This is a genomic window from Chitinibacter sp. S2-10, from assembly GCF_046530675.1.
In the GTDB taxonomy this organism is placed as follows: Bacteria; Pseudomonadota; Gammaproteobacteria; order Burkholderiales; family Chitinibacteraceae; genus Chitinibacter.
Map to the genome: position 1 here is coordinate 1,100,433 of NZ_CP172558.1, position 26,803 is coordinate 1,127,235.

The following is a 26,803-nucleotide window of genomic DNA, read 5'->3' on the forward strand; positions in this document are numbered from 1 at the left end:
ACCATACCGAGTATGGCGATACAGGCTAATTGGAAATTAACAAAGAGGGATATACCCCTGAAATATAATCATTCATCGCTTGCTGGCTGCGCGCTGCCGCTGTTTGCAGCCAGTGCATAAAATGATGCAATTTGGCACTACCATCGGCGCGCGGCGCCCAGACCAGCCAATAGCGATTCGGGTGCGGCGCAATCACGCCACCAAGCAGCACTAACTGCCCGCTGCGCAAATCATCGAGCACCAAGGAGAGCCGTGTCAGCGTTATACCTTGCCCCAGCCGCACAGCCTGTAAGGCCAGATTATTATCATTGCAGAACAGGCTGAACGTCGGCGACCAATCGCCCAACTGAGCCTCCTTGACCCAGCTACTCCATTTTTCCAGCGTACCGATAATCTGCGCCCGCTCCAAACCGTGTTCCAAATCAGACAGCTCGGCCAGCGTGCGCGGCAAGTGCGGATACTGAGGCGCAGCGACGACAACCAGATAATCATCGAGCAAATGCTGCGTTTTCAAGCCTTCCCAATCGCCAGCGCCCATCCGGATCGCCAGATCGAGCTGGCCAGTATGCAGATCATCAAAACCCAAGCCAGCGCGAATATCGAGCCGATATTGCGGAAACAGTGCTTGAAATTCAGGTACCCGCGGAATCAGCCAACCCAAACCAAACGATGGCATCGTCGTCAGTTTGATTTCATTGGGCTTGGGTCTGGCGCGCACCGTGCGCGTCGCCTCGGCCATATCGTTGAGCGCCATGCGGATTTGCAGCGCGTAATTGCGGCCGTCTTCGGTCAGCGCCAGCTTGCGCCCGCTGCGCTCGAACAGCGGCAAACCCAGATAGTCTTCGAGCGCGTGGATTTGATGGCTGATCGCACTGTGCGTCACCGATAAAGCGTCGGCGGCTTTGACGACACTGCCAAGGCGGCTTACCGCTTCAAAAGCGCGCAAAGCAGGAAGAGGGGGTAAGGGATTCATCGCGTCATCATGTGAATTTAACTCACATATTCTGATAAAAAACGTCAGTAAAGATAGTGCAAATATTCGATATAGTGAATACAAATGACATTGGGGTGAGAAAAATGTTGACCTATCTACGCTTGACGCTACACCCGGATGAAATCCTGATCGCCGATTTGGCCAGCGCCGCTCAACTACATTGCGAGCAAGGTTCGGTCTGGCTCGCGAGCAATCGCAACGCGGCTGATTTAATCTTAAACGCTGGCGAGCATCAGCGATTAGCACCCGGTTTGCTGCTACTCGAAGGTCAGGCCGAGCTGCGTTTTTCTGGCCATGAACTCAATATTCGCCCCCAATTTAAAACCATCGCGCGACCAACCCGCGCAGTTTGAAAAGGAAGCTCTATGTTCCAACTGTATATCGGCCATCAAAATTACTCATCGTGGTCTTTGCGCCCGTGGATTTTATTAAAACACTTCAATATCCCGTTTAGCCAAACCGTCGTAGCGGTCAGCGGCAAAGGCGCCAATGCCAGCCATCGCGGCTACGCCGATAATGGTTTGGTGCCGTGCCTGCATGACGATGATTTTAGGGTATGGGACTCTATGGCAATCTGTGAATACCTTGCAGAGCAATACCCTGCCATGTGGCCAGCAGACCGTCAGCTTCGCGCTCGTGCTCGCAGCATTTGCGCCGAGATGCATTCGGGCTTTGGCGGATTGCGCAGCCAGTTGCCAATGAATGTACGCCTACGCGCCAAAGGTATCGCCAACAGCGTCGAAGTCGACGCCGACTTGACGCGGATTTTCGCCATCTGGCGCAATGCGCGCGAGTTGGCGGCACAACAAAATATCGCAGGCAATTATCTATTTGGCGAGTTTTCAATTGCCGATGCAATGTATGCGCCGGTAGTGTGGCGACTATTTTGTTATGGCGTCAAAATCCCAGCCGATCTTCAGCCCTATATCGACACGATGCTGTCCCATCCGGCGATGCGCGAATGGGAAGCCGCTGCGCAGGCCGAAAGTGCGCGCCTGCCCTATGACAATCTGGTCGAACAATTTGGCGGTGTACGTATATGAGGCAATGGCAACTAGGCTCTGTTGACGTTTGGTTTACGGTCGCGCTGGCGCGATTTTTGTGACGAATCAAGACATTGGCTGCGATGCATAGTCATTCTATGTGAGCAGGCAATAACGCAGAGTCGTCACAAAAAGCGCCCAGCCCGGAGGGTTTGGCTGGTTTTGGCCTGACACTGCGTTGCAAAACCCTCGCATAGAATGACTATGCAGCGGGCTTTGCGTCTTGTTTCAGGCCAAAACCAGCACAAACGCGACTCGCAAACCAAACGTCAACAGAGCCAGCACAATTGAATATCGGCCGCGCCATCGCGCCACTGGACGACCCGCTGATGGCGGGTTTTACCGAGCAGCTCGATGCGATCAATCAGCTCGCCGAACAAAGCCCCGGCTTTGTCTGGCGGCTGCAAGGTGATAGCGGCAACGCGACCGATATTACTTATGATGCCGACCCACTCATAATCGCCAATCTGTCGGTTTGGAACTCGTTGGAGGACTTGCAGCGCTACGTTTATACCGGCGATCATCTGGCCATACTCAAGCGGCGCCGTAGTTGGTTTGAGAAAATCGACGGCCCCACGCTGGTGCTGTGGTGGATTCCCGTCGGCCACACGCCAACGCTGATTGAAGCCAAAGCCGCTTTGGGTTTACTGCGGCTCAATGGCTCAAACGCGTGCGCATTCAGTTTTGCCAAGCCGTTCGCTTCTCCAACGATACCAACGACGCCAGCAAGCGCGCTCGCATTTGACGCAATACACAGCGATTAGCATAAATCGTATTTGTGCCGCATGAAAACGCATGTGCCAATCTCCATCCAGCGCGTTCTCTGCTAGACTTAGCCGCAATTCATCATCTGGTTTCACGTGAAACAATGGCAGCTCCTAAATACGACGAATCCTCGGTCAAGGTTTTAAAAGGCCTTGACCCTGTCCGCCACCGTCCGGGCATGTACACCCGCACCGATAATCCACTGCATATTTGCCAGGAAGTCATCGATAACGCCGCCGATGAAGCGCTCGGTGGCTATGCGACGCAAATCGAGGTAACGCTGTACCGCAATCAGTCGATGCGCGTCATCGACAATGGTCGCGGTATTCCGGTCGGTCTGCACCCGGAAGAAGGCGTACCGACGGTACAAGTCGTATTCACCCAGCTGCACGCTGGCGGTAAATTCGACAAGAAAGACGGCGGCGCGTACGCGTTTTCGGGTGGTTTGCACGGCGTCGGTGTATCAGTGACCAATGCGCTGTCAACGCGGCTGGAAGTCGAAGTTCGCCGCGAAGGCCAGATTAATCAATTGGTCTTCTCCGGCGGAGAAGTCACACAGCCGCTGACTGTCCTCGGTACAACGACCAAAAAAGACACAGGCACGCGCGTTTTCGTCCAACCCGACGCGCAATATTTTGATAGTCCAACGATTCCGCAAGCCGAACTCGAACACCTGCTCAAATCCAAAGCGGTGCTGCTGCCCGGCCTGGTGGTGATTCTGAATGTCGAGCAAGCCAATGGCGAACTGCTCGAAAAACGCTGGTGCTACCCCGATGGCCTGCAAGGCTATCTGAACGAGCAAGTCACCGGCTACACGCAGATCGTGCCGATTTTGCAGGGCGAGAAATACATCGAAGGCGAAGACGACACCTTCAGCCGCGGCGAAGGCTGCGCTTGGGCGCTGACGTGGACCGAAGATGGGCTGGTCAACCGCGAATCGTACGTCAATCTGATTCCGACGCCAGCCGGTGGCACGCACGAAAGCGGCCTGCGCGATGGCGTGTTTCAGGTCGTCAAAACGTTTATCGATTTTCATAACTTGCTGCCCAAGGGCGTCAAGTTGCTGCCTGAAGACCTGTTCAGCCGCTGCTCGTTTGTGCTCTCCGCCAAAGTGCTCGACCCGCAATTTCAAGGTCAGACCAAAGACAAACTGACCAGCCGTGATGGACTGAAACTCGTCTCGGCAATGGTTCGTGCGCCGTTTGAATTGTGGCTGAACGAACACGTCGATCTGGGCAAAAAACTCGCCGAGCTGGCGATTCGCGCTGCGCAATCGCGGCAGAAAAACGCGCAGAAAGTCGAAAAGAAAAAATCATCGGGCGTTGCGGTGCTGCCGGGCAAGCTCACCGATTGCGCGTCGGATGAAACCGAACGCTGTGAATTATTCCTCGTCGAGGGTGATTCGGCTGGCGGCTCGGCCAAGCTAGGGCGCGATAAAGACTTCCAAGCCATTTTGCCGCTGCGCGGTAAAGTGCTGAACACATGGGAAGTCGATAAAGACCAGATTTTCGCCAATAACGAAGTCCACGATATGGCTGTCGCGATCGGCGTTGACCCGCATACGCTAACCAGCCCCGCCGATTTATCCGGCCTGCGCTACGGCAAAGTGATCATCATGTCCGACGCCGACGTCGACGGCTCGCACATTCAGGTGCTATTGCTGACGCTGTTCTACCGTCATTTCCCGCAGCTGATTTTGAACGGCCATATCTACGTCGCGCAACCACCGCTGTACCGCGTCGACGTCGCTGGCTCTGGCAAAGCCAAGCCGCCGCGTAAATTCTACGCGCTCGACGAAGGTGAACTCACTGCCGTGCTCGATAAATTGCGTGCCGAAAAAATTCGCGAAGGCGCATGGAGCATTTCGCGCTTCAAGGGTTTGGGTGAGATGAACGCCGAGCAATTGTTCGACACGACGATGAACCCCGACACCCGTCGCGTGATGCGCGTATCGATTCCTCAGGACGTCACAGCCAATACGCGCGATCTGATGAATATGCTAATGGGTAAGGGCGAAGCAAGTAGCCGCCGCGCTTGGCTGGAAGCGCGCGGGAATGAGGTTGAGGCCGATCTTTAATTACCCATCAAGGGTATTGCCACAGAAACTAAGACCTAACTTGTTGCCAAGGCAATACCCCTGGATCACAAAGGTTCGCTAGTTAAGGCAAGACGATCAGTATGAAGCAATAAAAAATCCCGCTACTGCAGCGGGATTTTGTTATGGCAAGTAAAACCGGATCAATGCGATATCCGATCCAGAATAGCAACCAGCTTGCTGCTGCTATTTTCCATCCGCTGCAACTGCTCCAGCACTTGTGTTTTCTGACCCGAATTCCAGGCATTAAGTGCGGCGCTACCGGACTGATGAACCTCATTATGCGGCGCTTCAAGTTCACGATAAGCCGGATTTTTCCCGGCCAGCGCCTGTCCTTCACCGCCGTAATACCAGTGACCAAAACGGCATTGATGCGGATCACTAGTCGGATGGGCATGGCCATGACCTGTTCCGCTGACTTGCTGGTAAACACGGAATTTGAACAGCAGATGATCAAGCTTGGCAACTTCAACAAAACTGAGCAGCATATTTTTACCGACCAGTGTTTTCATCTGATCGGCTGCTTCAATCAGATGCGTCATATCCTGTGCCGCATTACGACCCAGTGAACTGAATTGCGCAGTCTGTTCGGCCATATTGTTCATCGTTTGCTTGACCGACTGGGTTTCCGAACGAATCTCGCCAACCAACTGGGTAATGTCTTTGGTTGCTGAACCGGTACGTTCAGCCAGTTTGCGCACTTCATCGGCAACGACGGCAAAACCGCGCCCCTGCTCACCTGCGCGTGCAGCTTCAATCGCGGCATTGAGCGCCAACAGATTGGTCTGGTCGGCAATTTCCTTGATCATTTGCACAATGCCGGTGATCTCGACCGATTGCTGGTCAAGCTTGTCCACTTCCGCCACAGAAACCGCAGCGGTTTGCGACAAATGAGTCAGATCATCGGCAATATGACTGATCGTTGCGCTATTGCGGCTGGCAACCTGACTTAACTCGGTTGCACAATGCAGCTCTTCTTGCATTTTCTGATTCATCACACCCAGTGAATGTGAAGATCCGCTCAAAGATTCGCCAAAATGCGCCAGAGTCTCAAACACGGACACATAGTATTTTCCTTCGCCATTATCCTGATTTTGCAGACTGGCAATGAAATCCTGATCTTTATTCAGCTTGGTGTTTTCTTTTTTCAAGCGCTGATTTTCTTGTTCAAGCTGGGCTAGTTTTTCATACAGACTGGCAATCAACTTCTTTTGACCAAAAAACATTGAAATCCCCTGCATTACCCAATAATCCGAACAGTATAAGTCAAGTCGGTAAAGCAACGCTGCAACACAGTTCTCATGCATAGAAAAGGCAACGATTGCCAACTTGTTTCACGTGAAACAAGGCGTTTGCGCTGCAGCGCTAAGGGTAAATGGCTAATTTCAGGATTTACCCGCTAAAATAGCCGCAATCATTTCATTTGCAGCCCACGGAAACCATGTCTGAAACCATCGATTTGCTCGACGACACCTTAGAATCAGCCAGCGAAGCCACGCCAGTGAACGGCGGCGGGCAAGGCGGCCGCTTTATCGAAGCGCAAGTCTCAGCCACGCCCGACGACGGCGAATCGGTGCAGCTTGGCCTGTATGCCGAAAAAAGCTATCTCGAATATGCAATGAGCGTCGTGAAAAGCCGCGCTTTGCCACAAGTTGAAGACGGCCAGAAACCGGTACAGCGCCGTATTCTGTACGCGATGCACGAGCTGGGGCTCACCGCAACGGCCAAGCCGATGAAATCGGCGCGTATCGTCGGCGATGTATTGGGTAAATATCACCCGCACGGCGACCAGTCGGCGTACGACGCGCTAGTGCGCATCGCACAAAGTTTTTCGCTGCGTTATCCATTGATCGACGGCCACGGCAACTTTGGCTCGCGCGATGGCGATGGCGCTGCGGCCTATCGTTATACCGAAGCGCGTTTAACGCCGGTCGCCGATTTGTTGCTCGGCGAGCTTGACCAAGGAACGACCGATTTCATTCCGAATTATGACGGCGCTTTCAAAGAGCCTGTCTTGCTCCCTGCCCGCCTGCCGATGCTCTTGCTCAATGGCGCTTCCGGCATTGCCGTCGGTATGGCAACCGAAATGCCGTCGCATAATCTGGGCGAAGTAGCCGACGCCAGCGTTGCACTGATTCGCAATCCCAAACTCACCACCGCCGAATTACTGGCCTATATTCAGGGCCCGGATTTGCCCGGTGGCGGCCAGATTATTTCATCGACACGCGATATTACCGCCGCGTATGAAAATGGCCGTGGCAGCCTGAAAGTACGCGCACGCTGGGAAAAAGAAGACCTCGCACGTGGCCAATGGCAACTGATTATTACCGAATTGCCGCACGGTGCTTCGAGTCAGAAGATCCTCGAAGAAATCGAAGACCTGACTAATCCGAAGGTCAAAAAAGGCAAAAAAGCGCTGACTCAGGAACAGATTCAAACCAAGCAATTGATCCTGAGCGTACTCGATCGCGTGCGTGATGAATCGGGTCGTGATTGCGATGTGCGGCTGGTTTTCGAGCCCAAATCATCGCGCCAGAATGCCGACGAGCTGATGAACTTGCTGATGGCGCACACCAGTCTGGAAACCAGCCTGTCGATCAATATGGTCACCATCGGTCGCGATGGTCGCCCGGCGCAAAAAACGCTGCGCGACATCATCGCCGAATGGATTGATTTCCGCTTTGTCACCGTCACGCGTCGCGTCGAGCATCGCCTTGGTCAAGTCAACGACCGCATCCATATTCTGGAAGGCCGCTTGCTGGTCTTACTCAATATCGACGAAGTGATCCGCATTATCCGCAACGCCGACGACCCGAAAGCCGATCTGATGGCGGCGTTTGCCTTATCCGAGCGTCAAGCCGAAGATATTCTCGAAATCCGTTTGCGCCAATTGGCGCGGCTCGAAGGCATCAAAATCGAGCAGGAATTGTCGAATTTGCGCGATGAAAAAGCCGAGCTGGAAAACCTGCTCGCCAATCCGTCGGCGATGCAGAAACAGATCATCAAAGAAATCGAAGCGGATAAAAAGAAATACGCCGACCCGCGCAGAACACTGATCGAGCACGCCGAGCGGGCTTCGGTCGAAGTCGCCGTCGTCGACGAGCCGTGTACGATTATCCTGTCGGAAAAAGGCTGGCTACGTTCACGTCAGGGGTATGGGCTGGATCTCCAGAACCTGAGCTTCAAAGACGGCGATACCCTGCTTGCCGCCATCGAATGCCGCACTGTCGATCAAATCGCGCTATTTGGCAGCGATGGGCGGGTTTACACCGTTCAGGCCTCAGTGATTCCCGGCGGGCGTGGCGATGGCGTTCCGGTGACGACCTTGGTTGATCTGGTCGCCAAAACGCGCATTACGCAAATGCTCGCCGCCAAAGCCGGCGAATGGCTGGTGATCGCCAATTCATCAGGCTATGGCTTCGCGTGTCAGGCCGATAATCTGCTTAGCCGCCAGAAGGCGGGCAAGAGCTTTATCACGCTCGAAGGCAATGAAACGCTGCTGCGCGTGATGCCGTTTACGCCGGTCGACGGTGCAATTGTGGCGTGTCTGTCCAAAGCCGGCAAATTGCACCTGTTCGCGTACAGCGAATTCAAGCAACTCGCAGGCGGTGGCCGCGGCGTCATTACGATGGCGCTCGACGACAAGGACGAACTGGCCGCGATCACGATTTGCGACGGAAATACGCTTAAATTAGCCGGAACAGGTCGTGGCGGCGCGCCAAAAGAAATGATACTCGACGCCAATGAAATGGCGCCATATATCGGCAAACGCGCGCGTAAAGGCAAACCGATCAATGCCGGTTTGAAATTTCCCGGATTTTAAACCGCGATGAATTTACCCGCTCATTTGCAAACCATCTGGCAAGACCTCGGCATTGAACCCGAGGTTTTGCAGCAGAAATCGCTGTGCGTGTTTGACGAAGCCGAGGAACTCGTCGACGTTGAAACCACTTTTGACGGCCGCGTCTGGCAACTCACGCCAGCTGCGGCACAAGCATGGCAAGCGATGCAGGCCGCCGCATTGACCGACGGCATCGAGCTGAAAATCGCTTCGGCCTACCGCGCCAGCTCGCGACAAGTCGAGCTGATTCAACGCAAGCTCGATTTAGGCCAAAGCATCAATGAAATCCTGCAAGTGCTCGCCCCACCCGGTTGCAGCGAACACCACACCGGCCGCGCACTCGACATCTACCAGCCCGGCGGCCCTGTCGTTGAAGAAGCTTTTGAGACGACAACGGCATTTGCCTGGTTGCAGCAATACGCCAAGATTTACGGCTTTACGCTGTCTTTCCCGCGCGATAATGCTTTTGCTTATGTGTATGAACCTTGGCACTGGTGCTGGCACCCGCCTCACCCATAACTCCTAGGACAAAAGTGCTAGGGGAAAAAAGGGACTGAATATTTGGCCAATAGCGACGATATTAAGCATATGGATACAGGAAAAACGGCATCTGCCGCGTATCCAGAAGAAGAACATCATGACCTATGCCATCCATCCTGTGTGGGAAACCACCGGCCGCCCTGAATCAATGCGCTACGGCCTATATCGGGTCAGCGCCACAGGCGAAATCGAAATCGCGCGTGCCAGTCGGCTCGAATCAGTTGAAAATTTGCGCCAGCAGCTATTGCAGAGTCAGGGCAAACGGAGACCCTGGTAAGTCGCTGAATCAAGCAGAATAAAAAAACCGCGCTCCTTCAGGGGGCGCGGTTTTTTTCGTCGCAATAACTCCAATCAGCCATCAAACTTCACCAATATAATCCGCCTTGCCGATTTCAACCCCATTACTGCGCAGTAAATCGTAAGCCGTGGTCAGATGGAAATAAAAATTCGGTGTCAAAAAAGACAATAGATAAAATTCGGCACTCATCGGCTTATCCGGCATAAATGGCAGCACAATGGTTTTGCCTGCCGCATTGGCAAAAGCCGATTCGGGAACCGAATTGATAAAACTGATGGTCTCGTCGATCCGTTTTTTCAGCTCGGCAAAGGTTTTTTCATTATCGTCATGCTTGGGTGCCGTGGTGTCAGATAAGCGCGCGACGCAGAATTTGGCATTATCACAGGCAATCTGAACCTGTTTCACCAGTGGCAGCATATCCGGAGCCAGACGCAAACCCAGCATCGTTTCGTCGCTGACTTTTTTACTCAGTGCAAAATCGGCACCTTTATCGAGCAAATGAGCCAGTTGCTGCAAAGCACGGGCATAAACCGGAACTGATAATTGATAATAACTGAACATTATGATTCTCCAGTGGGCATAGAACACTTAAGCATGGCGTTTAAGCCAGCATATTCAAGTGTTCCAGCGTATCAATCGCACCATTCAATATACGTCCATCATGTATATATCTACAAATCAATCCAGCATTATCTTCTGGCGATATACCCATGGTATTTACTTGCAAATCATAACTCATTTCCTGATGGACGCGCTCCAGCTCCCATGCGGCCTGCCCTTGCGGACGATTGCCGCGCGCCATTTCCCGGCGCTCAAGCTCGTCCTGATCGCAAAACACCCCGACCAGCAAAACCCGATAACCGGCCAGCTCAGTCAGCAACTCGCGCTTTTCATCGCGTTCACACCAGGCATTGTCAATAATCAGCAAACAACCGGCCTGCAACAGGCCCGGCAAAGCATAATGATAGGCACGCACCAGCTGTGCAAAGTCATGCCCACGCCGTTGTACTGCCAAGCCCGTTTGCACTGCTTGCAGATCGCTCGCGGGCAAGGCATCCAGAATGGCATCGATGCTGAAATTCAAAAATTGTTGTGGCAGCTGTTCCTGCAAGGCACGCGCGATACTGGTTTTACCCGAACTGCTGCAGCCATTAAGAACAATAACCTGCGGTAAATTGGACATTTTAAAGACTCAAAAAAGCCCGATTAAAATCGGGCTGTGCTTTTTACTAAATCGATTTGGGTTCGTCATCGTCGGTCGCATCAAACTCGATCACACTCGGCGGCACTTCATCAGCCGGTGGTCGCGCCCAGAACAGGCGGTCAGGAATCATTTGCCCCATGCCGGGCCTGAATGCATTGGACAGCGCCTGATAGGTATAGTCCTGCGCTTCCTGCATTGCCGTCGCAATATCGGCGCCGTTGGCCATCGCACCGGCCAGCGCCGAAGCCAGCGTCGCACCGGCACCATGATAACTGCCCGGCAGTCTGTCCCAGTTATCGCTGCGAACCCGACCCATGCGGCTATAGAGTGTATTAATCACTTTCGGCGTTTTTTCATGCGTTCCGGCGATCAGCACATATTCGCAGCCGCATTGCAAAATCCGCTGCGCAGCGGCATCCAGCGGCAAGTCTTCCTGCTCATCCGGGTCTTCCGAACCGAGCTTGCGTGCATCATTGCTATTGCAGCTCACCAAAAAACTGTGCGGCAGCAATAACTCGCGCATCGCACTATACAGATCTTCATCGGCCAGCTCTTCACCACGACCCATGCTGAAAACCGGTTCGAGAATCAGCGGAATTTCGGGATAGTCCGAAGCAATTTCGGCAATCACGGCCAGGTTTTCAACCGTCCCGACCATGCCGACCTTGATTGCATCGATTTTGATGTCTTCCAGAATAAAGCGCGCTTGCTCGTCAAGAAACTCGCTATCAACCGACTGGAAAACCTGTACACCAGCGGTATCCTGCACCGTCATCGCAGTCACGATAGGCAGAGCATGGCAACCTAAGGACGCCAGAGTCAGTACATCGGCCATCAGGCCTGCACCGCCGGAAGGATCGTTGGCAGCAAAAACCAGCACAGTGGGCGGAGTCGAAATCATAAGTGGAAATAGCCCAGAATAAGTTTAAAATCGGTCTGTGAATTCTAAACCACTCTGCATGGGTTTACGCTGATGAAAAAATATATGTGCCTGATTTGTGCGTTTATCTACGACGAAGCCGAAGGCCGCCCCGAAGACAATATTGCGCCCGGAACCAAATGGGAAGATGTCCCGGTCAACTGGACCTGCCCTGATTGTGGCGCACGCAAAAGCGATTTTGAAATGGTTGAAATCTAAGCTGCAAAGCCTGTTGCATACCATATAGGGTATATTCACCCAAGCATTTACCAATATATTGTTGAAACAAATACCCCTAATATCAAGCTGATTGGGTAGCTATCTCCGCTTAATATGCAGGCTCGGCTTGAGCCGACCAAATATAATCAGGAAGCGACCAAAGCTCGGCTAAAGCCGACCCTACAGCTCAATGATTTAAGCACGTTGAGGTAGACACCTGATCAGGGGTGTCAATGACCAGATCATGGAGAATCATCATGAAAAAGACTCTGATTATCGCCAGCATGGCCTTGCTGGCTGGCTGTCAGCAGGTCAATACGACCCAAAGCGGTGCTGTGGGCGCCAATCGCACGCAGAAAATGAGCACCCTGCTCTCTAGCGATCAGGTCGACCAGATGGCCGCGGCTTCGTACAACGAAACCCTTAGCAAAGCCCGGCAAAAAAATGTTCTGTTAGCTGCAAATGATCCAATGACAATCCGGGTTAAAAAAATTGCCAATCGGCTGATTCCGCAAACAGGCATTTTTCGCCCCGAAGCGGCCAACTGGGAATGGGAAGTCAACGTAGAGAAAAGCCCCGAGCTCAATGCCTATTGCATGGCGGGTGGCAAAATCATGTTTTACAGCGGCATCATTGAAAAACTGAAGCTCACCGACGACGAAATCGCCCAGATCATGGGGCACGAAATCAGCCATGCCTTGCGCGAACACAGTCGCGAACGGATGAGCGAGCAATACACCAAGCAACTGAGTATTCAGGGCATCTCGATTGCAGCCTCTATCCTCGGTGGCGGCAAATACGCCGATCTGACCAACACCGCCTTGAGCGTTGGCAGTACGGCATACGATCTGACGCTGGCTTTGCCCAATAGCCGCACACATGAATCCGAAGCCGACATGATGGGTCTCGAGCTTGCTGCCCGCGCCGGTTACAACCCGCGTGCCTCGGTGACGCTCTGGCAGAAAATGGCCGCTGCCAGCAAAGGCTCATCGCCGGAATTTTTATCAACCCACCCGTCAAGCCAGACGCGGATTGCCGAGCTGGAAGCCAAAATTCCGGTCGTTCAGCCCTTGTATGAAGCGGCCAACAAATCAGCAGCGACACCCGCTAAAAAGAAAAAGTAAGCAGCCTATTGATCCGCCTCTTTAAAGTTTGAACATTGCAGGAGCGGGCTTGCCCGCAAAATCATCTAGGTCGCGGGCAAGCCTGCTGCTACTTAAAACATCAGAGAGCCGGATCAACTGAGTCGACTAAAGTCGACCCTACAGGACTATTTCATATATGGAAAACGCCATGCTCTGGGTCAAATCATTCCACATCATTTTTGTCATCAGCTGGTTTGCCGGGCTGTTTTATCTGCCGCGGATTTTCGTCAATCAGGCGATGGCGAGCGAAGCAGCCGAACAAACCCGGCTGGGTCTGATGGCCAGAAAGCTGTACCGCTTTATGACACCGATTGCCATATTGGCATTGATTTTCGGGCTGTGGAACTGGAGTTTTTATGGCTTTTATCTGGGACAAGGCTGGGCGTGGATGCACGTCAAACTGACATTGGTGACCGCCTTAATTGCCTATCACGCCTGGTGTGGCAAAATTTATCGCGATTTTGCTGCAGGCAAAAATACCCGCAGCCATCTCTGGTATCGTGTTTTCAATGAAGTTCCCGTCCTGATCCTCATTGCGGTGGTGATTCTGGTCGTCGTTAAACCTTTTTAAGAGTATGCAATGAAATCGATCCTCATCGCGACCAGTCTCGCCACCCTGTTATCAGCCTGTAATGACCCACAAGCCGATTGCGGCGTATACGCTATTGGTCCCCAGCAAATTAGCGAGTTGATCAAGGAAAACAAAGCTGATCCGGCACCGGGACGCACCGAAAAAGCCAAACTTCCCGCCGATTTTCCAGCTCAATTGATCGATAAAGACGGCTATTACCGTGGCATGCAGGTGTTTTGCAAAATCGACGAAGCCAAAGCATCGATTGAAAAACAGGGCTATCAGGACTGGCTGGTTTACCAGATCGATACTGACTGGAAAAATGGCGTCTACCTCGCCGACGATCAGGCTTACCATTTGAAAGCTGCGACGACCATCAAGCAGGCCGTCGAATAATGGCTATCGAAATCGAGCGTAAATTTTTGCTGCTCAACGAGGGCTGGCGCGCTCAGGTTCGCCAGAGCACCCGCATTGCACAAGGCTATCTCAACGCCGATCCCGAACGCACCGTGCGGGTTCGCATTAAAGGCGACACCGGTTTTCTGACGATCAAGAGCAAAAATGAGGGTATCAGCCGGCTTGAATTTGAATATCCGATACCCATTGCCGATGCACTGGAAATGCTTAAACTCTGCCCGAACGTCCTCGATAAAACCCGTCATCTGGTCGAGATCGACGGCCACACGTTTGAAATCGACGAATTTCACGGACTGAACGACGGGTTGATTGTCGCCGAAATCGAGCTGGAGAGCGAAACCGCCAGCTACCCGCAGCCCGACTGGTTAGGCGCCGAAGTCTCGGGCGACGCGCGTTATTACAATAGTGCGCTGTCGAAAAAACCGTATTCAAGTTGGTAAATCACTCGTCAATCCTAGGGTGCACTGAGCGCAGCAAATTGCACCACTAAATATAAATTACAGGTATTGCTCTGAAAATCAATTAAATAAGTAGCTACAGAGTAATACCACCAAGAGGTATCTATGAATCGCAATGAACAACTCTTCGCTGCCGCGCAGCAACACATTCCCGGTGGCGTCAATTCACCCGTGCGTGCTTTCGGATCGGTCGGCGGCACGCCGCGTTTTTTCAAAAAAGGCGCAGGCGCATATGTTTGGGATGCCGACGATAAAAAATACATCGATTATGTCGGCTCGTGGGGTCCATTGATTCTCGGCCACGCGCACCCGGCCGTCATCGAAGCCGTCACCCGCACCGCACAGAACGGCATGAGCTTTGGTGCACCAACCGAAGGCGAAATCGAAATCGCCGATCTGCTGTGTCAGATGCTGCCGTCACTGGAACAAGTTCGCCTGGTTTCCAGCGGCACCGAAGCCACGATGAGCGCGATTCGCCTCGCGCGCGGTTTTACCGGCCGTGACAAACTGGTCAAATTCGAAGGCTGCTACCACGGCCACGCTGACAGCCTGCTCGTCAAAGCGGGATCCGGATTGCTGACCTTTGGCAACCCATCATCTGCCGGCGTTCCGGCTGCGGTGGCAGCCGATACCATCGTGCTGCCGTATAACGACGTCGCCGCGCTGGAAGAATTGTTTGCCAGCCAAGGCGAACAGATTGCCGCACTGATCGTCGAGCCTATCGCCGGCAATATGAATCTGATCCAGCCATCCAAAGAATTCGTCGCCGCGATGCGTAAGCTGACGCAAGACCACGGTGCGGTGTTGATCTACGACGAAGTGATGACAGGGTTTCGCGTTGGACTCCAATGTACACAAGGCCTGCACGGCATTACCCCCGATCTGACTTGCCTCGGTAAAGTCGTCGGTGGCGGCCTGCCGCTGGCGGCATTCGGCGGTCGGGCTGACATCATGGCCAAGCTCGCCCCGCTCGGCCCGGTCTATCAGGCCGGTACGCTCTCGGGCAATCCGCTCGCCGTTGCTGCCGGTCTGGTGACTTTGCAGGAAATCAGCCAGCCCGGTTTCTTTGATGCATTGAGTACCAAAACCAAACTGCTCGCCGACGGATTCAACGCCATCGGCCAAGGAATTTGCGCGCAAGCGGTCGGCGGCATGTTCGGCATTTACTGCAGCGACATCATTCCGCACAGCTACAACGACGTAATGAACAGCGACCGAACCCGTTTCAACGCCTTCTTCCACGCCATGCTCGATCAAGGCATTTACCTCGCACCATCAGCCTTCGAAGCCGGCTTTGTTAGTGCCGCGCATAGTACCGCTGATATTGAAAACACCCTGATCGCAGCAAAAACCGTGTTGAAACAGATCTAAAAGAACAGCACCTCAAAATACATCAAGGGGTATATCAACCTAGCTTTCTATAAATGGAATCTAGGCTGATATACCCCTTGTTACGTTCAGAACTGGCATTTACTGAGCTAGTCAAACTACCTTTCATTCCTTGCAATCAAGCGTTAATCATTCAAAAGCGACAATGTGTGGCTCATGGTTTATTGTGAATTGTGATTAATTTCACAATCATTTTGTTTTAACAGCGAATTTGTCCTTTTATCCCGACAAAACCGCAGCTCGTCACAATGAGTTTCACTAAAACACCGGCTTTATAATATTATCAATATCTAATATTTAAACGGGGCAAAAAATGCGCCAACGCGGATTTACACTGATCGAAATGATGATCACGGTTGCCATTATTGCAATCATTACCGCAGTCGCCGTGCCTTCCTACCTCGAAATGATAGACAGGCAAAGGTTGAAAGATGCGGCCGAAAGTCTGTATGGCAGCTTGCAAAAAGCCCGCAGTCTTGCACGATCACGCAGTGAAAATATCTTTATTTCGGTAACTAGCAGCTCGGGTGGATGGTGTTACGGTATTCATGCTGGTACTGCGGCCTGTAATTGCAGCACTGCCAATGCCTGCAATATCCAGCAAGTTAGCTCAAGCGATAATGAATACAGCTTTGCCAGTGTCAGCGTAGCCAGCGGCAACACGATTTCTGGGCAAAATTTTGACAGTATTCGTGGCCTGCTCAGTGGTACCGGCGGTTCACTGACGTTTACATCAGCACGTAACAAACAAGTTACCGTCAATCTAAACGCAACGGGTGAAGTCAGATTATGTTCACCCAGCGGTACAACTCATATTGGAGATTACCCAACATGCTAAGGAATCCCCAAACGGCGCAAAAAGGTTTTTCTCTGATCGAACTCATGGTCGCCATGCTCATCAGCCTGTTTGCGCTGGCTGCGATTATCAGCTTGCTGACCAATAATCTGGCTTATGGTCGTAGTTCAATCGATATGCTGAAATTGAATCAGGAAATGCGCACAGCAATGGATATCATTTCTGATGATTTGCGCCGTGCCGGATACTGGAATAATACGCAAAGCATGCTGGGTAATTCGACTGTTTCCAATCCGTATTCTTTTCCCACGCTGCCTGTCACCATTAATACTGCAGCTGATTGCATTACATTTTCTTATGACCGGGATAATACTTCCAACACACCAGCAGCCAATGAAATATTCGGCTTTGCACTCAGTAACAATGCCATTGTGACCGGATTTCCGGATGACACTATTAATGGTTGTGACGATATCAGCAGCTGGAATACAGTCAGTAATCCCAATTCGATCCGAATTACATCGCTGTCATTTCAAATCATCAATCCAACAGTCACAACGGGAAGCAATGCCCACCAATTCACTTCGGATGGCGGGCTGGTTTGCGTACGCGAAATCAGAATCCGGATTGCAGCCAATCTGGTTAAAGATACGACGGTTAAACAAAGCCTGGAAAAAACCATCCGATTAAGAAACGACGAAATTCGCCGTGCACCTGCAACTTCCTGCGCATGAGGCCCATCATGTCATCTTTAAAAAAACAGAACGGCGTAGCCACTTTGCTGACAGCAATGGTTGCGTTATTCATTATGACAATTAGTGTGTTTCTGGTTAACCGGGTCACACTGATTGATATGCTCAATTCATCGGCACAAACCCAGTCAAGCAGAGCCAAGGAAGCCGCCGAAGCGGGGATTAATTATGCTTTGGCACAACTGGATAATAACGGCACGCGTGCTCAATATTTCTGTGGTAATTATATCCGCAGCAACACAACTGCTTGTGCCACACCAAGCTCGGCCAATGCAGGTAATGCCTTTGTGATTGCCGAAACCGCACTGAGCACATCAGGTATGGCCTTTACCACCACTATTACCCGCTCCGATCCGAGTGGCCCGATCCGAATCAGAAGCATAGGCGGCAAACAGGGTTGTTTAAGTGGGATTACTTGCACCAAAAGTGTCATCGATGTTTTGCTTAGCACCGATCCATTATTTGGCAGAATGCCGCCCGATGCCGTGTCATCACCAGGGTATATTGGGATTACCGGTTCAATTTGTGCGCAGAATGCTTCAGGCAATGGCGGTTTTGCTGCCCGTGCCGGCATGGGTCTGGATACCACCAATAATTTGCAAGGTACAGGCTGTGCGGCATCTAATGCCAATGGTTTATATGGTGCCATTGGTACCACCGATAAAAATCTGGCTGCAATGAATGGTACTTTGCAAAACAAATTCACAACAGATACTGGTTATTCGGCAGACCTTGAATCAAGTTTCTTTAAATATACTTTTGATAAAAACGAAAGTTATATTTATCAAAATGCCAATGAACGCTTGGGTGGCGCTCATGCTACTTCATCACAATCATTAAACACCTTTGCCAATTCAGGCAGTGATTGCAGTAAAACCTGTGGCAAGGTGATCTGGGTTTCCGAGCAAGGATTATTTGATTTGGGAAATGGCACTTATGGTTCGACAGATGCACCAGTGATTATTATTCTGAATGGTGCAGCGACCATTACTGGCAGCCCGGTAATTAATGGCATGCTGTATGTATCGGGTAGTTTGACTGTAACAGGCACACCAAATATAAATGGAGCTGTTTCGGTAGGTGGTGCGGTCAGTGGTAATGGTACTTTGACTGTTTTGTATACTGCTGACAGCAAAGAAAATAGCGAACAAATTCCGGCCGGCTTTACCATGCAAAGTGGTTCCTGGCGTGATTGGTAATCGGACACAAGGAGAATATCATGATCAACCCTAAATCCAGCTCGTCCGGTTTTTCAATCATTGAAATCATGGTCGCCATCGTCGTATTTTCAGTGGGTTTGCTGGCTTTAGCCGGTTTGCAAACCAAGCTGGTTGATTATGGCGTCAGTAGCAGGGAAAACAGCGTGGTTGAATCGCTGGCTAAACAGAAAATGGAACAATTGCGCCAGGGTGGTTTTGCCCTTTTGCCTGCTATTCCATCAGGCAGCACTTCGGTTACCCAGACTGATAGTCCGACAAGTTTCAATTCCGATTTCACATCAACTTTCACCCGCAGCTGGACGGTCAGCGATGGCCCAACCGGTAATTCAAAACTGGTTCAGGTGAGTATTTCATGGACCAATAAAAACAATCAGCAAAAAAGCTTTTCTATTTATTCTTATATAACCGATTTTACTTCGGTGACTTTTGCCGATTTAGCAGCTGCAGAGAGTACAACTACAGCACCGATTCAAACAGCGGTTGACTGGAAACCGGGAAAATATTATGAAACCGGCGTCATTGTTAAATACAAAGATAGCAATGGCGATACCAAATATTATATGGCTAATAAAAATGTAAGCGAAGCTTGGGATGCAACCGCACCAACGACCACTGGTAATGATCCCAACTGGAGTTTGGTTAATTTTGTTGAAGGCATATTGCAATGGACGCCCAATAACACATCAACACATTCTGTGTGTGAAATCCGTTTTAATAGTGAAGTTACTGCATTTGGCACTAAACCCAATGGCACAGTAGATCCAACCAAAATTAATCAGGCAGTAACAAGTCGTCGTTGCAGCCCGAATATGCTTTCCGGTATTGGTATATTGTCAACTAAATATGCCTGTGCACTTAAAGCTGGCGAATCTGAATATCTGATTGCCCGTTGTGAAATTGAAGATGGTGCAGGCGGTACAACGATTATGGGACCAATCGGGCCATATTCATCAGCTCAAAGTAATGTCAATTTGAGTCTGTGTCAGAGTAGTAATGCTTGTACATCAGCTACGCCAGGCCCGACAACAGCACCTACTGCGACACCAGTAGCAACAGCAACACCGGAACCTACTGCGACACCAGTGGCAACGGCAACGCCAGTAGCAACGGCAACGCCAGTAGCAACGGCAACACCTACTCCGTCGCCAACACCAGAGCCAGGAGCAACAGCGACACCAATACCGCCAGCAACCGTGCAAATTTCAATTAATATGTCAAACAGTAATAAAAAAGATGGTACTAGCTGTACGCTGCAAGTGCAGACAGTTGGAACTGTATGTGCGGCAACCAGCTGGACTACTACTGCGGTAACAAGTGGTAATGGTACTGATATCAGAAATTACAGCACGACTTGTACTCTGGCTGGTGCAACAGCCAATGTTCAGTTGCAGTGCGGTAATACTTCAGACAATAGCTGGAGTAGCTGGAGTAGCAAAGCGATTACTCCGGGAAATACGACTACATTTACATTTACCGGTTTTTAAATAAAAACCAGATAAAAAGGGCTGCATTTGCAGCCCTTTTTTTATTATTTACTTTATAAATTAAAGCTTACTTATAATTTCAGCATAGTCAGGAATACCAATATATTTCTTGATCAATTTACCATCTTTGCCAATCAGATAATTGGTTGGTGTCAAATTTACGCCACCAAATTTTTCAGCAATTTTTCCATCTTTATCATGAATAATTTTAAACGGCAATGATGCTTTTTTATTGTAATTTTTAATATATTCAATATTGTCGTAATTCATCGCCACTGCAATAGTTTGTAAACGTTGTTCGCCATATTTGAGCTGCAATTTTTTGAGCTCCGGCATTTCCTGCATGCATCCTGAACAGCTGGTTGCCCAGAAATTCACCAGTACAACTTTACCTTGATAGTCAGCCAAGCTGATTTGTTGACCATCAATGGTCTGCATTTTTTCCATCAATGGCAGATTTTCAGTCTTTGAGTACAACAGGTAACTGCCTGTTGTCAGTGCAAGCAAGATAACAGAGATCACTTGTAGACGGGTTTTCATGGTTTTCCTTGGTCTGACAGGTATTTTTGATGTGCAGTATGCAGGATTGACCTTGTTTTTGGCTAAATGTTCTGGTTTTTCAGATAAGCCGCGTTCTGCCTCGTTGCTGTTCGGGTTTTCTTTACATATATATTGATAAGAAAAAGATAGTAATAATAAATAAGGGTGAAGCCAAGCTGTGGATAAGGATATTTTTCCTTATAAATCATGAATTTGTTTTATCCACAAGTGATCTGACGCTTTAGGTATTGCCTGTGGGTAATTTGGTGAGAGTTTTAGTCATTGCTGAGTAGCCTTATTTATCCACAAGGCGACTGAGTTTTTTCCACATGACAAGTCATTGATTTTTTATTGTTTTGTGCATAAGCAGTCGTTTTATACTGCGTCTGCTACTGCGAATGTTGATATGAACAGTCTTGCCTGCAGCGTATAATCGCGCTTTTTCTTGGGAGTGCATGATGGCGATTCAGTGGTTTCCGGGACATATGCATGTGGCTCGCAAGAAAGTGGCCGAAACTTTGGCCAAAGTCGATGTTGTGATCGAGATTGTTGATGCCCGCATGCCTTTGTCGAGCAGTAATCCGATGATTGAAAAATTGCGTTTGCATCGGCAACGTCCGGCGCTGAAGATTTTGAACAAGGCTGACTTGGCTGATCCTGCGCTCAATAAAATCTGGCTCGAATGGTTTCGTTCCCAGCCGGGTACCGAAGCGATGCTGTTGGGCGAAGATAATAAAGCCGAAGCTTTGAAGAAAATCCCGCAACTGTGCCTGAAACTGGCGCCGTTCCGTACCGGGGTTGAAAAACCATTGCGCGCGATGATCATGGGTATTCCCAACGTCGGCAAGTCGACACTACTCAATACACTGGCGCAGCGCAAAGTGGCCAAAGTGGCTGATACGCCGGGCGTAACCAAATCGCAGCAAAGGATAGAAACGCTGGGTGGGGTGATTTTGTACGATACGCCCGGTTTAATGTGGCCGAAAGTCGAGCATGAACCATCGGGTTTCCGCTTGGCGCTGGGCGGCTCGATTGGCCGCAATGCATACGATGAAGTTGAAGTGGCTTATTTTGCGATTGAAGCTTTGAAGGCGCGTTACCCTGCCGAGCTGATGAAGCGCTATAAATTGCCTGATCTCAATGGCGAAGTTGAAGAGCTGTTTCAGCTAATCGGTCGCAAACGCGGCGCAGTGATGAGTGGCGGTGTAATTGATGAACAGAAAACCGCTGATTTGATTATTACCGACTATCGAACCAAGGCGATCGGGCGGATGACGTTGGAAACGCCGGATGACTTTATCGGCGTCGATTTAGGTTCAGGTGAAGATGTTCCACCAGAAGACAGTCATCTTGCTGATGAAGCTTAAAATACATTGGGTATGGCCTGCTAAATATCTTTAAATAAGCGATAGCGGCATATACCCTTCGATGTATGTAGGATATAAAGCGAGCTGCTTGCTTGTATCACGTATTTTGTGAAAATTGACTTAATATTGCGGTAGTGATTTTTAAGATTGGATGATGATATGGATACCGAGTTGGGGAATCTGGAGTACAAAGTCAAACAACTGGCCGATCTTTGCCGCCAGTTGCGCGATGAAAACCGTACTCTTCGTCAGGATTTACTGCTTGCGACTCAGGAAAATCAGCGGCTGACGACAAAATTGGCGGGTGCCAAAGAGCGCGTTAGCACTATTTTGGCTAAATTGCCGGAGGATATGCATGAGTGAGGTCATCAAGCAGTTGGATGTTTCCATCATGGGGCGTGAATTTCGGGTTGCCTGTCCGGAAAACGAAGAAGCGACTTTGCTGCAAGCGGTTCAGTTGCTCGATGGGCGGATGAATGACATCCGCAATCATGGCAAAGTCATCGGTCTGGAAAAAATTGCGATTATGGCTGCGCTCAATATGACGCATGAATTCCTGCAAACCAAGGTCGAGGGCGGAATTGACATCGCTTCGTTTCAGCGTAGAATCGGCAACATGAATTCAACGATTGATGCGGTGTTAAACGAGCAGCCTGAGCTGTTTTAAAGCGTCGATCTCACCTTTGCTTTCCTGCGGTGTTCGTGACGGCTCAGATTCTTTGAACCGATAAGCTGTATAGCATGTTTGCCGGGTCTCCCGACGCCTGTTGTGAGCATTCACTCTGTTTCGACAGTTTCCGAATGCACCTGATGGCATCGACCTGGTAACGACTTGAACCATTGGGTTCAAGATGCGAGTCGAAACGGCATTCGCGGGAAGCCCCTCTCCATGCAAGCATTCCAAGTAACCCCCCTTAGTAAATCTGAGCTACGTCGCCAACTGCGTCGGGCTCGTGCGGCAATCGATCCGCAACAGCGACAAGCTGCAGCCTGGGAAGTGACCAGATCAATTCCCATTTTGCGTCGACTGCGCCGGGGTAAAAAAATCGCAGTCTATGTGCCAGTCGGCGGAGAGTTTCCTGCCTGGCCATTGATTTTGACCGCATTGCATCGGGGTTGCGCAGTGTATTTACCGCAAGTTCCCCGCTTTGGCCGCCATTTAAAATTTGTTCGGCTTAACGCGCATTCACGTTGGCAAATGGGCAAATTCAATATTCCTGTTCCTGATCACGCTGAGCATTGCCCGCCGAGGGCGCTCGATACTGTGTTTATGCCTTTGCTGGGTTTTGATGCGAAGTTGGCGCGCCTGGGTCAGGGTGGCGGATATTACGATACGACCTTCGCTTTTCGTCGCCAACGCCGCCAATGGCAAAAACCCAAGCTAATCGGTTTGGCTTTTGCCGTTCAGCAAGTCGATCATCTGCCTGCCGAGTCTTGGGATTTGCATCTGGATGCGATACAGACTGAAAGCGTTTATATATCAGCGTTACGGTTGAAAGTATAAAGGCTATCCCGCAGCTACAGCAGTCCGAAACTTGGCTATGATGAATGCAATTTCGATTGCCAAAGTAGAACTTGCCTGAAATATGATCAAAAACAAGTTGTATTCGGCGAAAATATTGCAGAATAAAAAAAGCTGTTTCAATTAATTGCTAATTGATTTGTAAATAAATTAAACACCTTATCTTGGCGCGAAATGATTTCCTGCACCTTGATTAGATTTCGTAAAAATTACGGGGTAAGTTATGTCGACTGATGCTCAAATGGAAATTAAAGCGCCTTTGTCCGGGGTCATGGTGGCCTTGGAAAAAGTACCCGATCCGGTTTTTGCTCAAAAAATGGTTGGCGATGGTATTTCAATTGATCCTACTAGCAATGTTCTGCTCGCGCCGGTCACCGGGAAAGTAACGCAGCTGCATTCGGCCAAACATGCTGTGACTATTACTGCCGCAAACGGCATTGAAGTATTGATGCATATTGGTCTAGATACGGTGATGCTCAAAGGCCATGGTTTTATTGCCAAAGTCAAAGAAGGCGATATTGTCGATGTTGGTCAGCCTTTGATCGAATTCGATATGGACATGGTGGCGCAAAAAGCGGTTTCCTTGCTGACGCAGATCGTGATTACCAACAGTGATCAGGTGGGTCAATTTCTCCCTGCGACCGGTCTGGTCGTGGCCGGGGTGAATACGGCATTGACTTTGCAACTGGCTGCAGGCCTTGCTGCTGTTGCCGATGCGGCAACGCCAAGCGGTGAAGCCTATTCCGATCCGATCAAAGTCCCCAATCCCACCGGTCTGCATGCCCGCCCGGCTGCCGTATTGGCCAATGCTGCCAAAACATATCAATCGGATATCCGCTTGGTGCGTGCCGGTGCAGATGCTAATGCCAAGTCCATTGTTGCAATCATGGGGCTGGAAGTTCAGCACAATGACGAAATTCGCGTTCGAGCCGCTGGTGCCGATGCGGCAACGGCAGTCAAAGAATTGGCCACGCTGATTCAAAGTGGTTGCGGCGAAGACGTGGGGGGCGCGGTACCAAAACAAAAACCGGCCCCGCTCAATATCAAGACTGCAACGCCACAACCCAAATCGAGTGATCCGAATGTATTGAGCGGTGTTTCTGCCTCTCCCGGTCTGGCAGTAGGCAATGTCTTCCACCTGAAACAGGAAGAAATTTCAGTGTGTGAGCAGGGCGAAGACCAGCACGTTGAAAAACGTCGACTGGATGCGGCGTTGAAAGATGCACATCAGCAACTGGAAAATCTGAAAGCCGAAATTTCAGACGCCAGCAAAGCCGAAATTTTCGCTGCGCATCAGGAGTTGCTGGAAGATCCGGATCTGCTGGCAATTGCGATTGCCCATATCGGTAAAAATAAAAGCGCTGCGTTCGCCTGGAAAATTGCGTTTAACACCTACGCCGATAAACTGGCTGCACTGAAAAATGAAGTGCTCGCCGGCCGAGCTAACGATATTCGCGACGTGGGTCGTCGTGTCTTGCGGCTGATTACCGGCGTTGCCGAAGCGGCGATGGTCGTTCCGGAAAATTCAATCCTGATCGCACAGGAACTCACGCCTTCTGATACCGCCAGCCTTGATCGGACTCGCGTACTGGGTTTCTGTACCACCGGCGGTGGCGCGACCAGTCATGTGGCGATTCTGGCGCGCTCGCTCAATATCCCGGCAATCTGTGGTATTGACGAAGATGTAATGCAATTGAGCAACGGGATGCCGGTGATTCTGGATGGGACACGCGGTACTTTGCGCAAAAATCCATCCGAAGCCGAAGTTGCTGCGATTCGTGAAAAACAAGCCGCGCAAGCGAGCAAACGTGAAGCTGAACTGGCCGCCGCGTTCGAACCTGCCGTCACCAAAGATGGCACACATGTTGAGGTGGTTGCCAATATTGGTGGTCTGGCTGATGCCCAGCAGGGCGTTAAATTGGGGAGCGAAGGGGTCGGTCTGTTGCGCAGCGAGTTCCTGTACCTTGAGCGTACCGATGCACCGACCGAGGAAGAGCAAAGCCAGATTTACAGCGATATTGCCAAAGCACTGGGCAATGACAAAACCTTCGTCGTTCGTACGCTGGACGTTGGCGGTGACAAGCCATTGCCATATTTGCCAATGCCCGCCGAAGAAAATCCTTTCCTGGGGGTGCGCGGGGTGCGTTTGTGTCTGGCCGAACCGGAAATTTTGCATACGCAAGTTCGTTCTGTATTGCGTTCTGCGCCATTCTCCAAACTGGCCATCATGTTTCCGATGATTACCAGTCTGGAAGAGGTGCGCGAAGTCAAACGCGTTGTTGCAGAAGAAAAAGCGGCTTTAGGGATTACCGAGGACGTTCAGGTCGGGATCATGGTCGAAGTTCCGGCGACTGCGGTATTGGCCGAGCAGTTTGCCCGCGAAGTGGATTTTTTCTCGATCGGTACCAATGATCTGACGCAATACACGCTCGCGATGGATCGCGGTCATCCAAAACTGGCCAAACAGGCTGATGCATTGCACCCCGGCGTATTGAATCTGATCAATATGACGGTGCAAGGCGCACATAAACATGGCAAATGGGTGGGGGTATGCGGCGGCATCGCCTCGGATCCGATGGCTGTTCCGTTATTACTGGGTATGGGTGTTGATGAACTGTCGGTCAGCGTACCCGCAATTCCGGCCATCAAGGCATTGATCCGTACTCTGGATAAGGCCGAATGCCAGAAGCTGGCAGCAGAAGTTCTGCCATTGGGGACAGTGGCTGAAGTCCGTTCCCGTTTGTCTCAATTGCTTGATTAAGGAGTTGCCTCTATGGCGTTGATAATCAGTTTTTTACTGGGTTTGCTTGTCGGTGTTGTTGCCATGCAGTTGCAGCGCAAAACAGCTGATACTGTCCGCAGCAAAACGCCTGTTGCGCCGCAGATGAATGTAGAACCGCTTTCCGTTTTGAAGGAAGCATGGCTTGCAGCTCTGGGCGGTGAAAAAAATGTGCAACAGGCACAAGCCATCGCAGCAACCCGGGTTCGGGTCAGCCTGCAAGATGGTAATTGCTTGGATGAAGCCGCTTTGACCCAGTCGGGTGTGCAGGCGGTTGTACCGATCAATGCGCAGGTATTTCACTTGATTGTTGGACCTCAGGCGGTTTGAGCAGGATGACACGGATGGTCGGTCGATGGTATTGCTGAAGCGCGATTGTGAAACCTGAGTACAAGGACTGTTGCAGTGCTTCAATCGCTTTGTCGATCTCGTCTGCCGACCGACC

29 protein-coding genes, 1 other RNA gene and 1 pseudogene are annotated in these 26,803 nt (G+C 50.8%); 24 read left to right on the top strand and 7 right to left on the bottom strand.

The genetic code is table 11. The features are described from left to right. Positions 1-25: 25 nt before the first annotated feature. Positions 26-973: a LysR substrate-binding domain-containing protein gene (locus tag ACG2XO_RS05335; protein ID WP_410499787.1), complete on the bottom strand. Its 948-nt coding sequence runs from the start codon at positions 971-973 to the stop codon at positions 26-28. 104 nt (positions 974-1,077) lie between these two features. Here ACG2XO_RS05335 and ACG2XO_RS05340 point away from each other — a divergent pair, with 104 nt between their 5' ends. From ACG2XO_RS05340 to parE, 4 genes are all read left to right on the top strand, one after another. After that, on the top strand, positions 1,078-1,347 hold the full coding sequence (locus ACG2XO_RS05340; protein WP_410499788.1) for a DUF2917 domain-containing protein: 270 nt from the start codon (positions 1,078-1,080) through the stop codon (positions 1,345-1,347). A gap of 12 nt (positions 1,348-1,359) precedes the next feature. After that, the gene (locus tag ACG2XO_RS05345) at positions 1,360-2,037 is read left to right on the top strand and encodes a glutathione S-transferase family protein (protein WP_410499789.1); all 678 of its coding nucleotides are present in this window, start codon (positions 1,360-1,362) and stop codon (positions 2,035-2,037) included. A 287-nt stretch (positions 2,038-2,324) separates the two neighbouring features. After that, the gene (locus tag ACG2XO_RS05350; RefSeq protein ID WP_410499790.1) at positions 2,325-2,801 is read left to right on the top strand and encodes a DUF3291 domain-containing protein; all 477 of its coding nucleotides are present in this window, start codon (positions 2,325-2,327) and stop codon (positions 2,799-2,801) included. A 104-nt stretch (positions 2,802-2,905) separates the two neighbouring features. Beyond that, positions 2,906-4,879: a DNA topoisomerase IV subunit B gene (parE, locus tag ACG2XO_RS05355; RefSeq protein WP_410499791.1), complete on the top strand. Its 1,974-nt coding sequence runs from the start codon at positions 2,906-2,908 to the stop codon at positions 4,877-4,879. A 161-nt stretch (positions 4,880-5,040) separates the two neighbouring features. On the opposite strand, the gene ACG2XO_RS05360 is transcribed toward parE, so the two are convergent. After that, the gene (locus ACG2XO_RS05360; RefSeq protein WP_410500230.1) at positions 5,041-5,439 is read right to left on the bottom strand and encodes a CZB domain-containing protein; all 399 of its coding nucleotides are present in this window, start codon (positions 5,437-5,439) and stop codon (positions 5,041-5,043) included. Between the two features lie 12 nt (positions 5,440-5,451). Next, positions 5,452-5,724 (bottom strand): annotated as a pseudogene (locus ACG2XO_RS05365) (methyl-accepting chemotaxis protein); the annotation flags it as partial. Positions 5,725-6,338: 614 nt separating this feature from the next. On the opposite strand from ACG2XO_RS05365, the gene parC reads away from it, so the two are divergent. The 3 genes from parC (at position 6,339) to ACG2XO_RS05380 (ending at position 9,555) form a co-directional block, all read left to right on the top strand. Then, a complete protein-coding gene (parC, locus tag ACG2XO_RS05370) occupies positions 6,339-8,720 on the top strand; it encodes a DNA topoisomerase IV subunit A (RefSeq protein WP_410499792.1) in 2,382 nt (793 codons plus the stop codon). A gap of 6 nt (positions 8,721-8,726) precedes the next feature. Next, entirely contained in the window at positions 8,727-9,257 is a 531-nt protein-coding gene (locus tag ACG2XO_RS05375; RefSeq protein WP_410499793.1) for a D-alanyl-D-alanine carboxypeptidase family protein, read from the top strand. 118 nt (positions 9,258-9,375) lie between these two features. After that, complete coding sequence (locus ACG2XO_RS05380) at positions 9,376-9,555, top strand: hypothetical protein (protein WP_410499794.1); 180 nt, start codon at positions 9,376-9,378, stop codon at positions 9,553-9,555. Positions 9,556-9,636: 81 nt separating this feature from the next. On the opposite strand, the gene ACG2XO_RS05385 is transcribed toward ACG2XO_RS05380, so the two are convergent. The 3 genes from ACG2XO_RS05385 to ACG2XO_RS05395 are packed head-to-tail and all read right to left on the bottom strand — an operon-like array spanning position 9,637 to position 11,681. After that, a complete protein-coding gene (locus ACG2XO_RS05385; protein ID WP_410499795.1) occupies positions 9,637-10,137 on the bottom strand; it encodes a DUF1993 family protein in 501 nt (166 codons plus the stop codon). 40 nt (positions 10,138-10,177) lie between these two features. After that, positions 10,178-10,759, bottom strand: coding sequence for a chloramphenicol phosphotransferase CPT family protein (locus ACG2XO_RS05390; RefSeq protein WP_410499796.1), 582 nt, complete (start codon positions 10,757-10,759; stop codon positions 10,178-10,180). Between the two features lie 46 nt (positions 10,760-10,805). Next, positions 10,806-11,681, bottom strand: coding sequence for a bifunctional hydroxymethylpyrimidine kinase/phosphomethylpyrimidine kinase (locus ACG2XO_RS05395; RefSeq protein ID WP_410499797.1), 876 nt, complete (start codon positions 11,679-11,681; stop codon positions 10,806-10,808). A gap of 72 nt (positions 11,682-11,753) precedes the next feature. Between ACG2XO_RS05395 and ACG2XO_RS05400 the strand changes: the two genes are divergently transcribed. The 10 genes from ACG2XO_RS05400 to ACG2XO_RS05445 all read left to right on the top strand — a co-directional run bounded on the left by ACG2XO_RS05400 (position 11,754) and on the right by ACG2XO_RS05445 (position 20,150). After that, the gene (locus ACG2XO_RS05400; RefSeq protein WP_410499798.1) at positions 11,754-11,918 is read left to right on the top strand and encodes a rubredoxin; all 165 of its coding nucleotides are present in this window, start codon (positions 11,754-11,756) and stop codon (positions 11,916-11,918) included. Positions 11,919-12,175: 257 nt separating this feature from the next. Continuing rightward, complete coding sequence (locus ACG2XO_RS05405; RefSeq protein ID WP_410499799.1) at positions 12,176-13,042, top strand: M48 family metallopeptidase; 867 nt, start codon at positions 12,176-12,178, stop codon at positions 13,040-13,042. Positions 13,043-13,199: 157 nt separating this feature from the next. Beyond that, entirely contained in the window at positions 13,200-13,634 is a 435-nt protein-coding gene (hemJ, locus tag ACG2XO_RS05410) for a protoporphyrinogen oxidase HemJ (protein WP_410499800.1), read from the top strand. 9 nt (positions 13,635-13,643) lie between these two features. Then, positions 13,644-14,030, top strand: coding sequence for a DVU_2496 family lipoprotein (locus ACG2XO_RS05415; protein WP_410499801.1), 387 nt, complete (start codon positions 13,644-13,646; stop codon positions 14,028-14,030). Beyond that, the gene (locus tag ACG2XO_RS05420; RefSeq protein WP_410499802.1) at positions 14,030-14,491 is read left to right on the top strand and encodes a CYTH domain-containing protein; all 462 of its coding nucleotides are present in this window, start codon (positions 14,030-14,032) and stop codon (positions 14,489-14,491) included. Before ACG2XO_RS05415 ends, ACG2XO_RS05420 begins: the two co-directional genes overlap by 1 nt. A gap of 123 nt (positions 14,492-14,614) precedes the next feature. Beyond that, positions 14,615-15,880 (top strand): glutamate-1-semialdehyde 2,1-aminomutase, encoded by a 1,266-nt coding sequence (gene hemL, locus ACG2XO_RS05425; RefSeq protein ID WP_410499803.1) that lies wholly within the window; start codon positions 14,615-14,617, stop codon positions 15,878-15,880. Positions 15,881-16,211: 331 nt separating this feature from the next. Continuing rightward, on the top strand, positions 16,212-16,736 hold the full coding sequence (locus tag ACG2XO_RS05430; protein ID WP_410499804.1) for a GspH/FimT family pseudopilin: 525 nt from the start codon (positions 16,212-16,214) through the stop codon (positions 16,734-16,736). Beyond that, on the top strand, positions 16,730-17,428 hold the full coding sequence (locus ACG2XO_RS05435) for a PilW family protein (RefSeq protein ID WP_410499805.1): 699 nt from the start codon (positions 16,730-16,732) through the stop codon (positions 17,426-17,428). The genes ACG2XO_RS05430 and ACG2XO_RS05435 overlap by 7 nt, the downstream gene beginning before the upstream one ends. Before the next feature lie 8 nt (positions 17,429-17,436). After that, entirely contained in the window at positions 17,437-18,645 is a 1,209-nt protein-coding gene (locus ACG2XO_RS05440) for a hypothetical protein (protein WP_410499806.1), read from the top strand. Between the two features lie 20 nt (positions 18,646-18,665). Beyond that, positions 18,666-20,150 carry a prepilin-type N-terminal cleavage/methylation domain-containing protein gene (locus tag ACG2XO_RS05445; protein WP_410499807.1) on the top strand — a complete coding sequence of 495 codons (1,485 nt, stop codon included), beginning with the start codon at positions 18,666-18,668 and terminating at the stop codon, positions 20,148-20,150. Between the two features lie 60 nt (positions 20,151-20,210). Here ACG2XO_RS05445 and ACG2XO_RS05450 read toward each other — a convergent pair whose 3' ends face one another. Further along, complete coding sequence (locus ACG2XO_RS05450; RefSeq protein WP_410499808.1) at positions 20,211-20,690, bottom strand: TlpA disulfide reductase family protein; 480 nt, start codon at positions 20,688-20,690, stop codon at positions 20,211-20,213. Positions 20,691-21,148: 458 nt separating this feature from the next. Here ACG2XO_RS05450 and ylqF point away from each other — a divergent pair, with 458 nt between their 5' ends. The 7 genes from ylqF (at position 21,149) to ACG2XO_RS05485 (ending at position 26,688) form a co-directional block, all read left to right on the top strand. Next, on the top strand, positions 21,149-22,057 hold the full coding sequence (gene ylqF, locus ACG2XO_RS05455; protein WP_410499809.1) for a ribosome biogenesis GTPase YlqF: 909 nt from the start codon (positions 21,149-21,151) through the stop codon (positions 22,055-22,057). Positions 22,058-22,216: 159 nt separating this feature from the next. After that, the gene (locus tag ACG2XO_RS05460; RefSeq protein ID WP_410499810.1) at positions 22,217-22,420 is read left to right on the top strand and encodes a hypothetical protein; all 204 of its coding nucleotides are present in this window, start codon (positions 22,217-22,219) and stop codon (positions 22,418-22,420) included. Beyond that, the gene (locus tag ACG2XO_RS05465; protein WP_410499811.1) at positions 22,413-22,724 is read left to right on the top strand and encodes a cell division protein ZapA; all 312 of its coding nucleotides are present in this window, start codon (positions 22,413-22,415) and stop codon (positions 22,722-22,724) included. The genes ACG2XO_RS05460 and ACG2XO_RS05465 overlap by 8 nt, the downstream gene beginning before the upstream one ends. A gap of 18 nt (positions 22,725-22,742) precedes the next feature. Further along, positions 22,743-22,940, top strand: a non-coding RNA gene (ssrS, locus tag ACG2XO_RS05470) — 6S RNA. 6 nt (positions 22,941-22,946) lie between these two features. Further along, positions 22,947-23,561, top strand: a complete 615-nt coding sequence (locus tag ACG2XO_RS05475; protein WP_410499812.1) for a 5-formyltetrahydrofolate cyclo-ligase — start codon at positions 22,947-22,949, stop codon at positions 23,559-23,561. Positions 23,562-23,802: 241 nt separating this feature from the next. Next, a complete protein-coding gene (ptsP, locus tag ACG2XO_RS05480; protein WP_410499813.1) occupies positions 23,803-26,340 on the top strand; it encodes a phosphoenolpyruvate--protein phosphotransferase in 2,538 nt (845 codons plus the stop codon). A gap of 12 nt (positions 26,341-26,352) precedes the next feature. Further along, a complete protein-coding gene (locus ACG2XO_RS05485) occupies positions 26,353-26,688 on the top strand; it encodes a hypothetical protein (RefSeq protein WP_410499814.1) in 336 nt (111 codons plus the stop codon). Positions 26,689-26,803: the final 115 nt, after the last annotated feature.

Coding starts and splice junctions, on each gene's coding strand:
- ACG2XO_RS05335 (WP_410499787.1), bottom strand. CDS start 973: ATGAATCCCTTACCCCCTCTTCCTGCTTTGCGCGCTTTTGAAGCGGTA.
- ACG2XO_RS05340 (WP_410499788.1), top strand. CDS start 1,078: ATGTTGACCTATCTACGCTTGACGCTACACCCGGATGAAATCCTGATC.
- ACG2XO_RS05345 (WP_410499789.1), top strand. CDS start 1,360: ATGTTCCAACTGTATATCGGCCATCAAAATTACTCATCGTGGTCTTTG.
- parE (WP_410499791.1), top strand. CDS start 2,906: ATGGCAGCTCCTAAATACGACGAATCCTCGGTCAAGGTTTTAAAAGGC.
- ACG2XO_RS05360 (WP_410500230.1), bottom strand. CDS start 5,439: ATGACGCATCTGATTGAAGCAGCCGATCAGATGAAAACACTGGTCGGT.
- parC (WP_410499792.1), top strand. CDS start 6,339: ATGTCTGAAACCATCGATTTGCTCGACGACACCTTAGAATCAGCCAGC.
- ACG2XO_RS05375 (WP_410499793.1), top strand. CDS start 8,727: ATGAATTTACCCGCTCATTTGCAAACCATCTGGCAAGACCTCGGCATT.
- ACG2XO_RS05380 (WP_410499794.1), top strand. CDS start 9,376: ATGACCTATGCCATCCATCCTGTGTGGGAAACCACCGGCCGCCCTGAA.
- ACG2XO_RS05385 (WP_410499795.1), bottom strand. CDS start 10,137: ATGTTCAGTTATTATCAATTATCAGTTCCGGTTTATGCCCGTGCTTTG.
- ACG2XO_RS05390 (WP_410499796.1), bottom strand. CDS start 10,759: ATGTCCAATTTACCGCAGGTTATTGTTCTTAATGGCTGCAGCAGTTCG.
- ACG2XO_RS05395 (WP_410499797.1), bottom strand. CDS start 11,681: ATGATTTCGACTCCGCCCACTGTGCTGGTTTTTGCTGCCAACGATCCT.
- ACG2XO_RS05400 (WP_410499798.1), top strand. CDS start 11,754: ATGAAAAAATATATGTGCCTGATTTGTGCGTTTATCTACGACGAAGCC.
- ACG2XO_RS05405 (WP_410499799.1), top strand. CDS start 12,176: ATGAAAAAGACTCTGATTATCGCCAGCATGGCCTTGCTGGCTGGCTGT.
- hemJ (WP_410499800.1), top strand. CDS start 13,200: ATGGAAAACGCCATGCTCTGGGTCAAATCATTCCACATCATTTTTGTC.
- ACG2XO_RS05415 (WP_410499801.1), top strand. CDS start 13,644: ATGAAATCGATCCTCATCGCGACCAGTCTCGCCACCCTGTTATCAGCC.
- ACG2XO_RS05420 (WP_410499802.1), top strand. CDS start 14,030: ATGGCTATCGAAATCGAGCGTAAATTTTTGCTGCTCAACGAGGGCTGG.
- hemL (WP_410499803.1), top strand. CDS start 14,615: ATGAATCGCAATGAACAACTCTTCGCTGCCGCGCAGCAACACATTCCC.
- ACG2XO_RS05430 (WP_410499804.1), top strand. CDS start 16,212: ATGCGCCAACGCGGATTTACACTGATCGAAATGATGATCACGGTTGCC.
- ACG2XO_RS05435 (WP_410499805.1), top strand. CDS start 16,730: ATGCTAAGGAATCCCCAAACGGCGCAAAAAGGTTTTTCTCTGATCGAA.
- ACG2XO_RS05440 (WP_410499806.1), top strand. CDS start 17,437: ATGTCATCTTTAAAAAAACAGAACGGCGTAGCCACTTTGCTGACAGCA.
- ACG2XO_RS05445 (WP_410499807.1), top strand. CDS start 18,666: ATGATCAACCCTAAATCCAGCTCGTCCGGTTTTTCAATCATTGAAATC.
- ACG2XO_RS05450 (WP_410499808.1), bottom strand. CDS start 20,690: ATGAAAACCCGTCTACAAGTGATCTCTGTTATCTTGCTTGCACTGACA.
- ylqF (WP_410499809.1), top strand. CDS start 21,149: ATGGCGATTCAGTGGTTTCCGGGACATATGCATGTGGCTCGCAAGAAA.
- ACG2XO_RS05460 (WP_410499810.1), top strand. CDS start 22,217: ATGGATACCGAGTTGGGGAATCTGGAGTACAAAGTCAAACAACTGGCC.
- ACG2XO_RS05465 (WP_410499811.1), top strand. CDS start 22,413: ATGAGTGAGGTCATCAAGCAGTTGGATGTTTCCATCATGGGGCGTGAA.
- ACG2XO_RS05475 (WP_410499812.1), top strand. CDS start 22,947: ATGCAAGCATTCCAAGTAACCCCCCTTAGTAAATCTGAGCTACGTCGC.
- ptsP (WP_410499813.1), top strand. CDS start 23,803: ATGTCGACTGATGCTCAAATGGAAATTAAAGCGCCTTTGTCCGGGGTC.
- ACG2XO_RS05485 (WP_410499814.1), top strand. CDS start 26,353: ATGGCGTTGATAATCAGTTTTTTACTGGGTTTGCTTGTCGGTGTTGTT.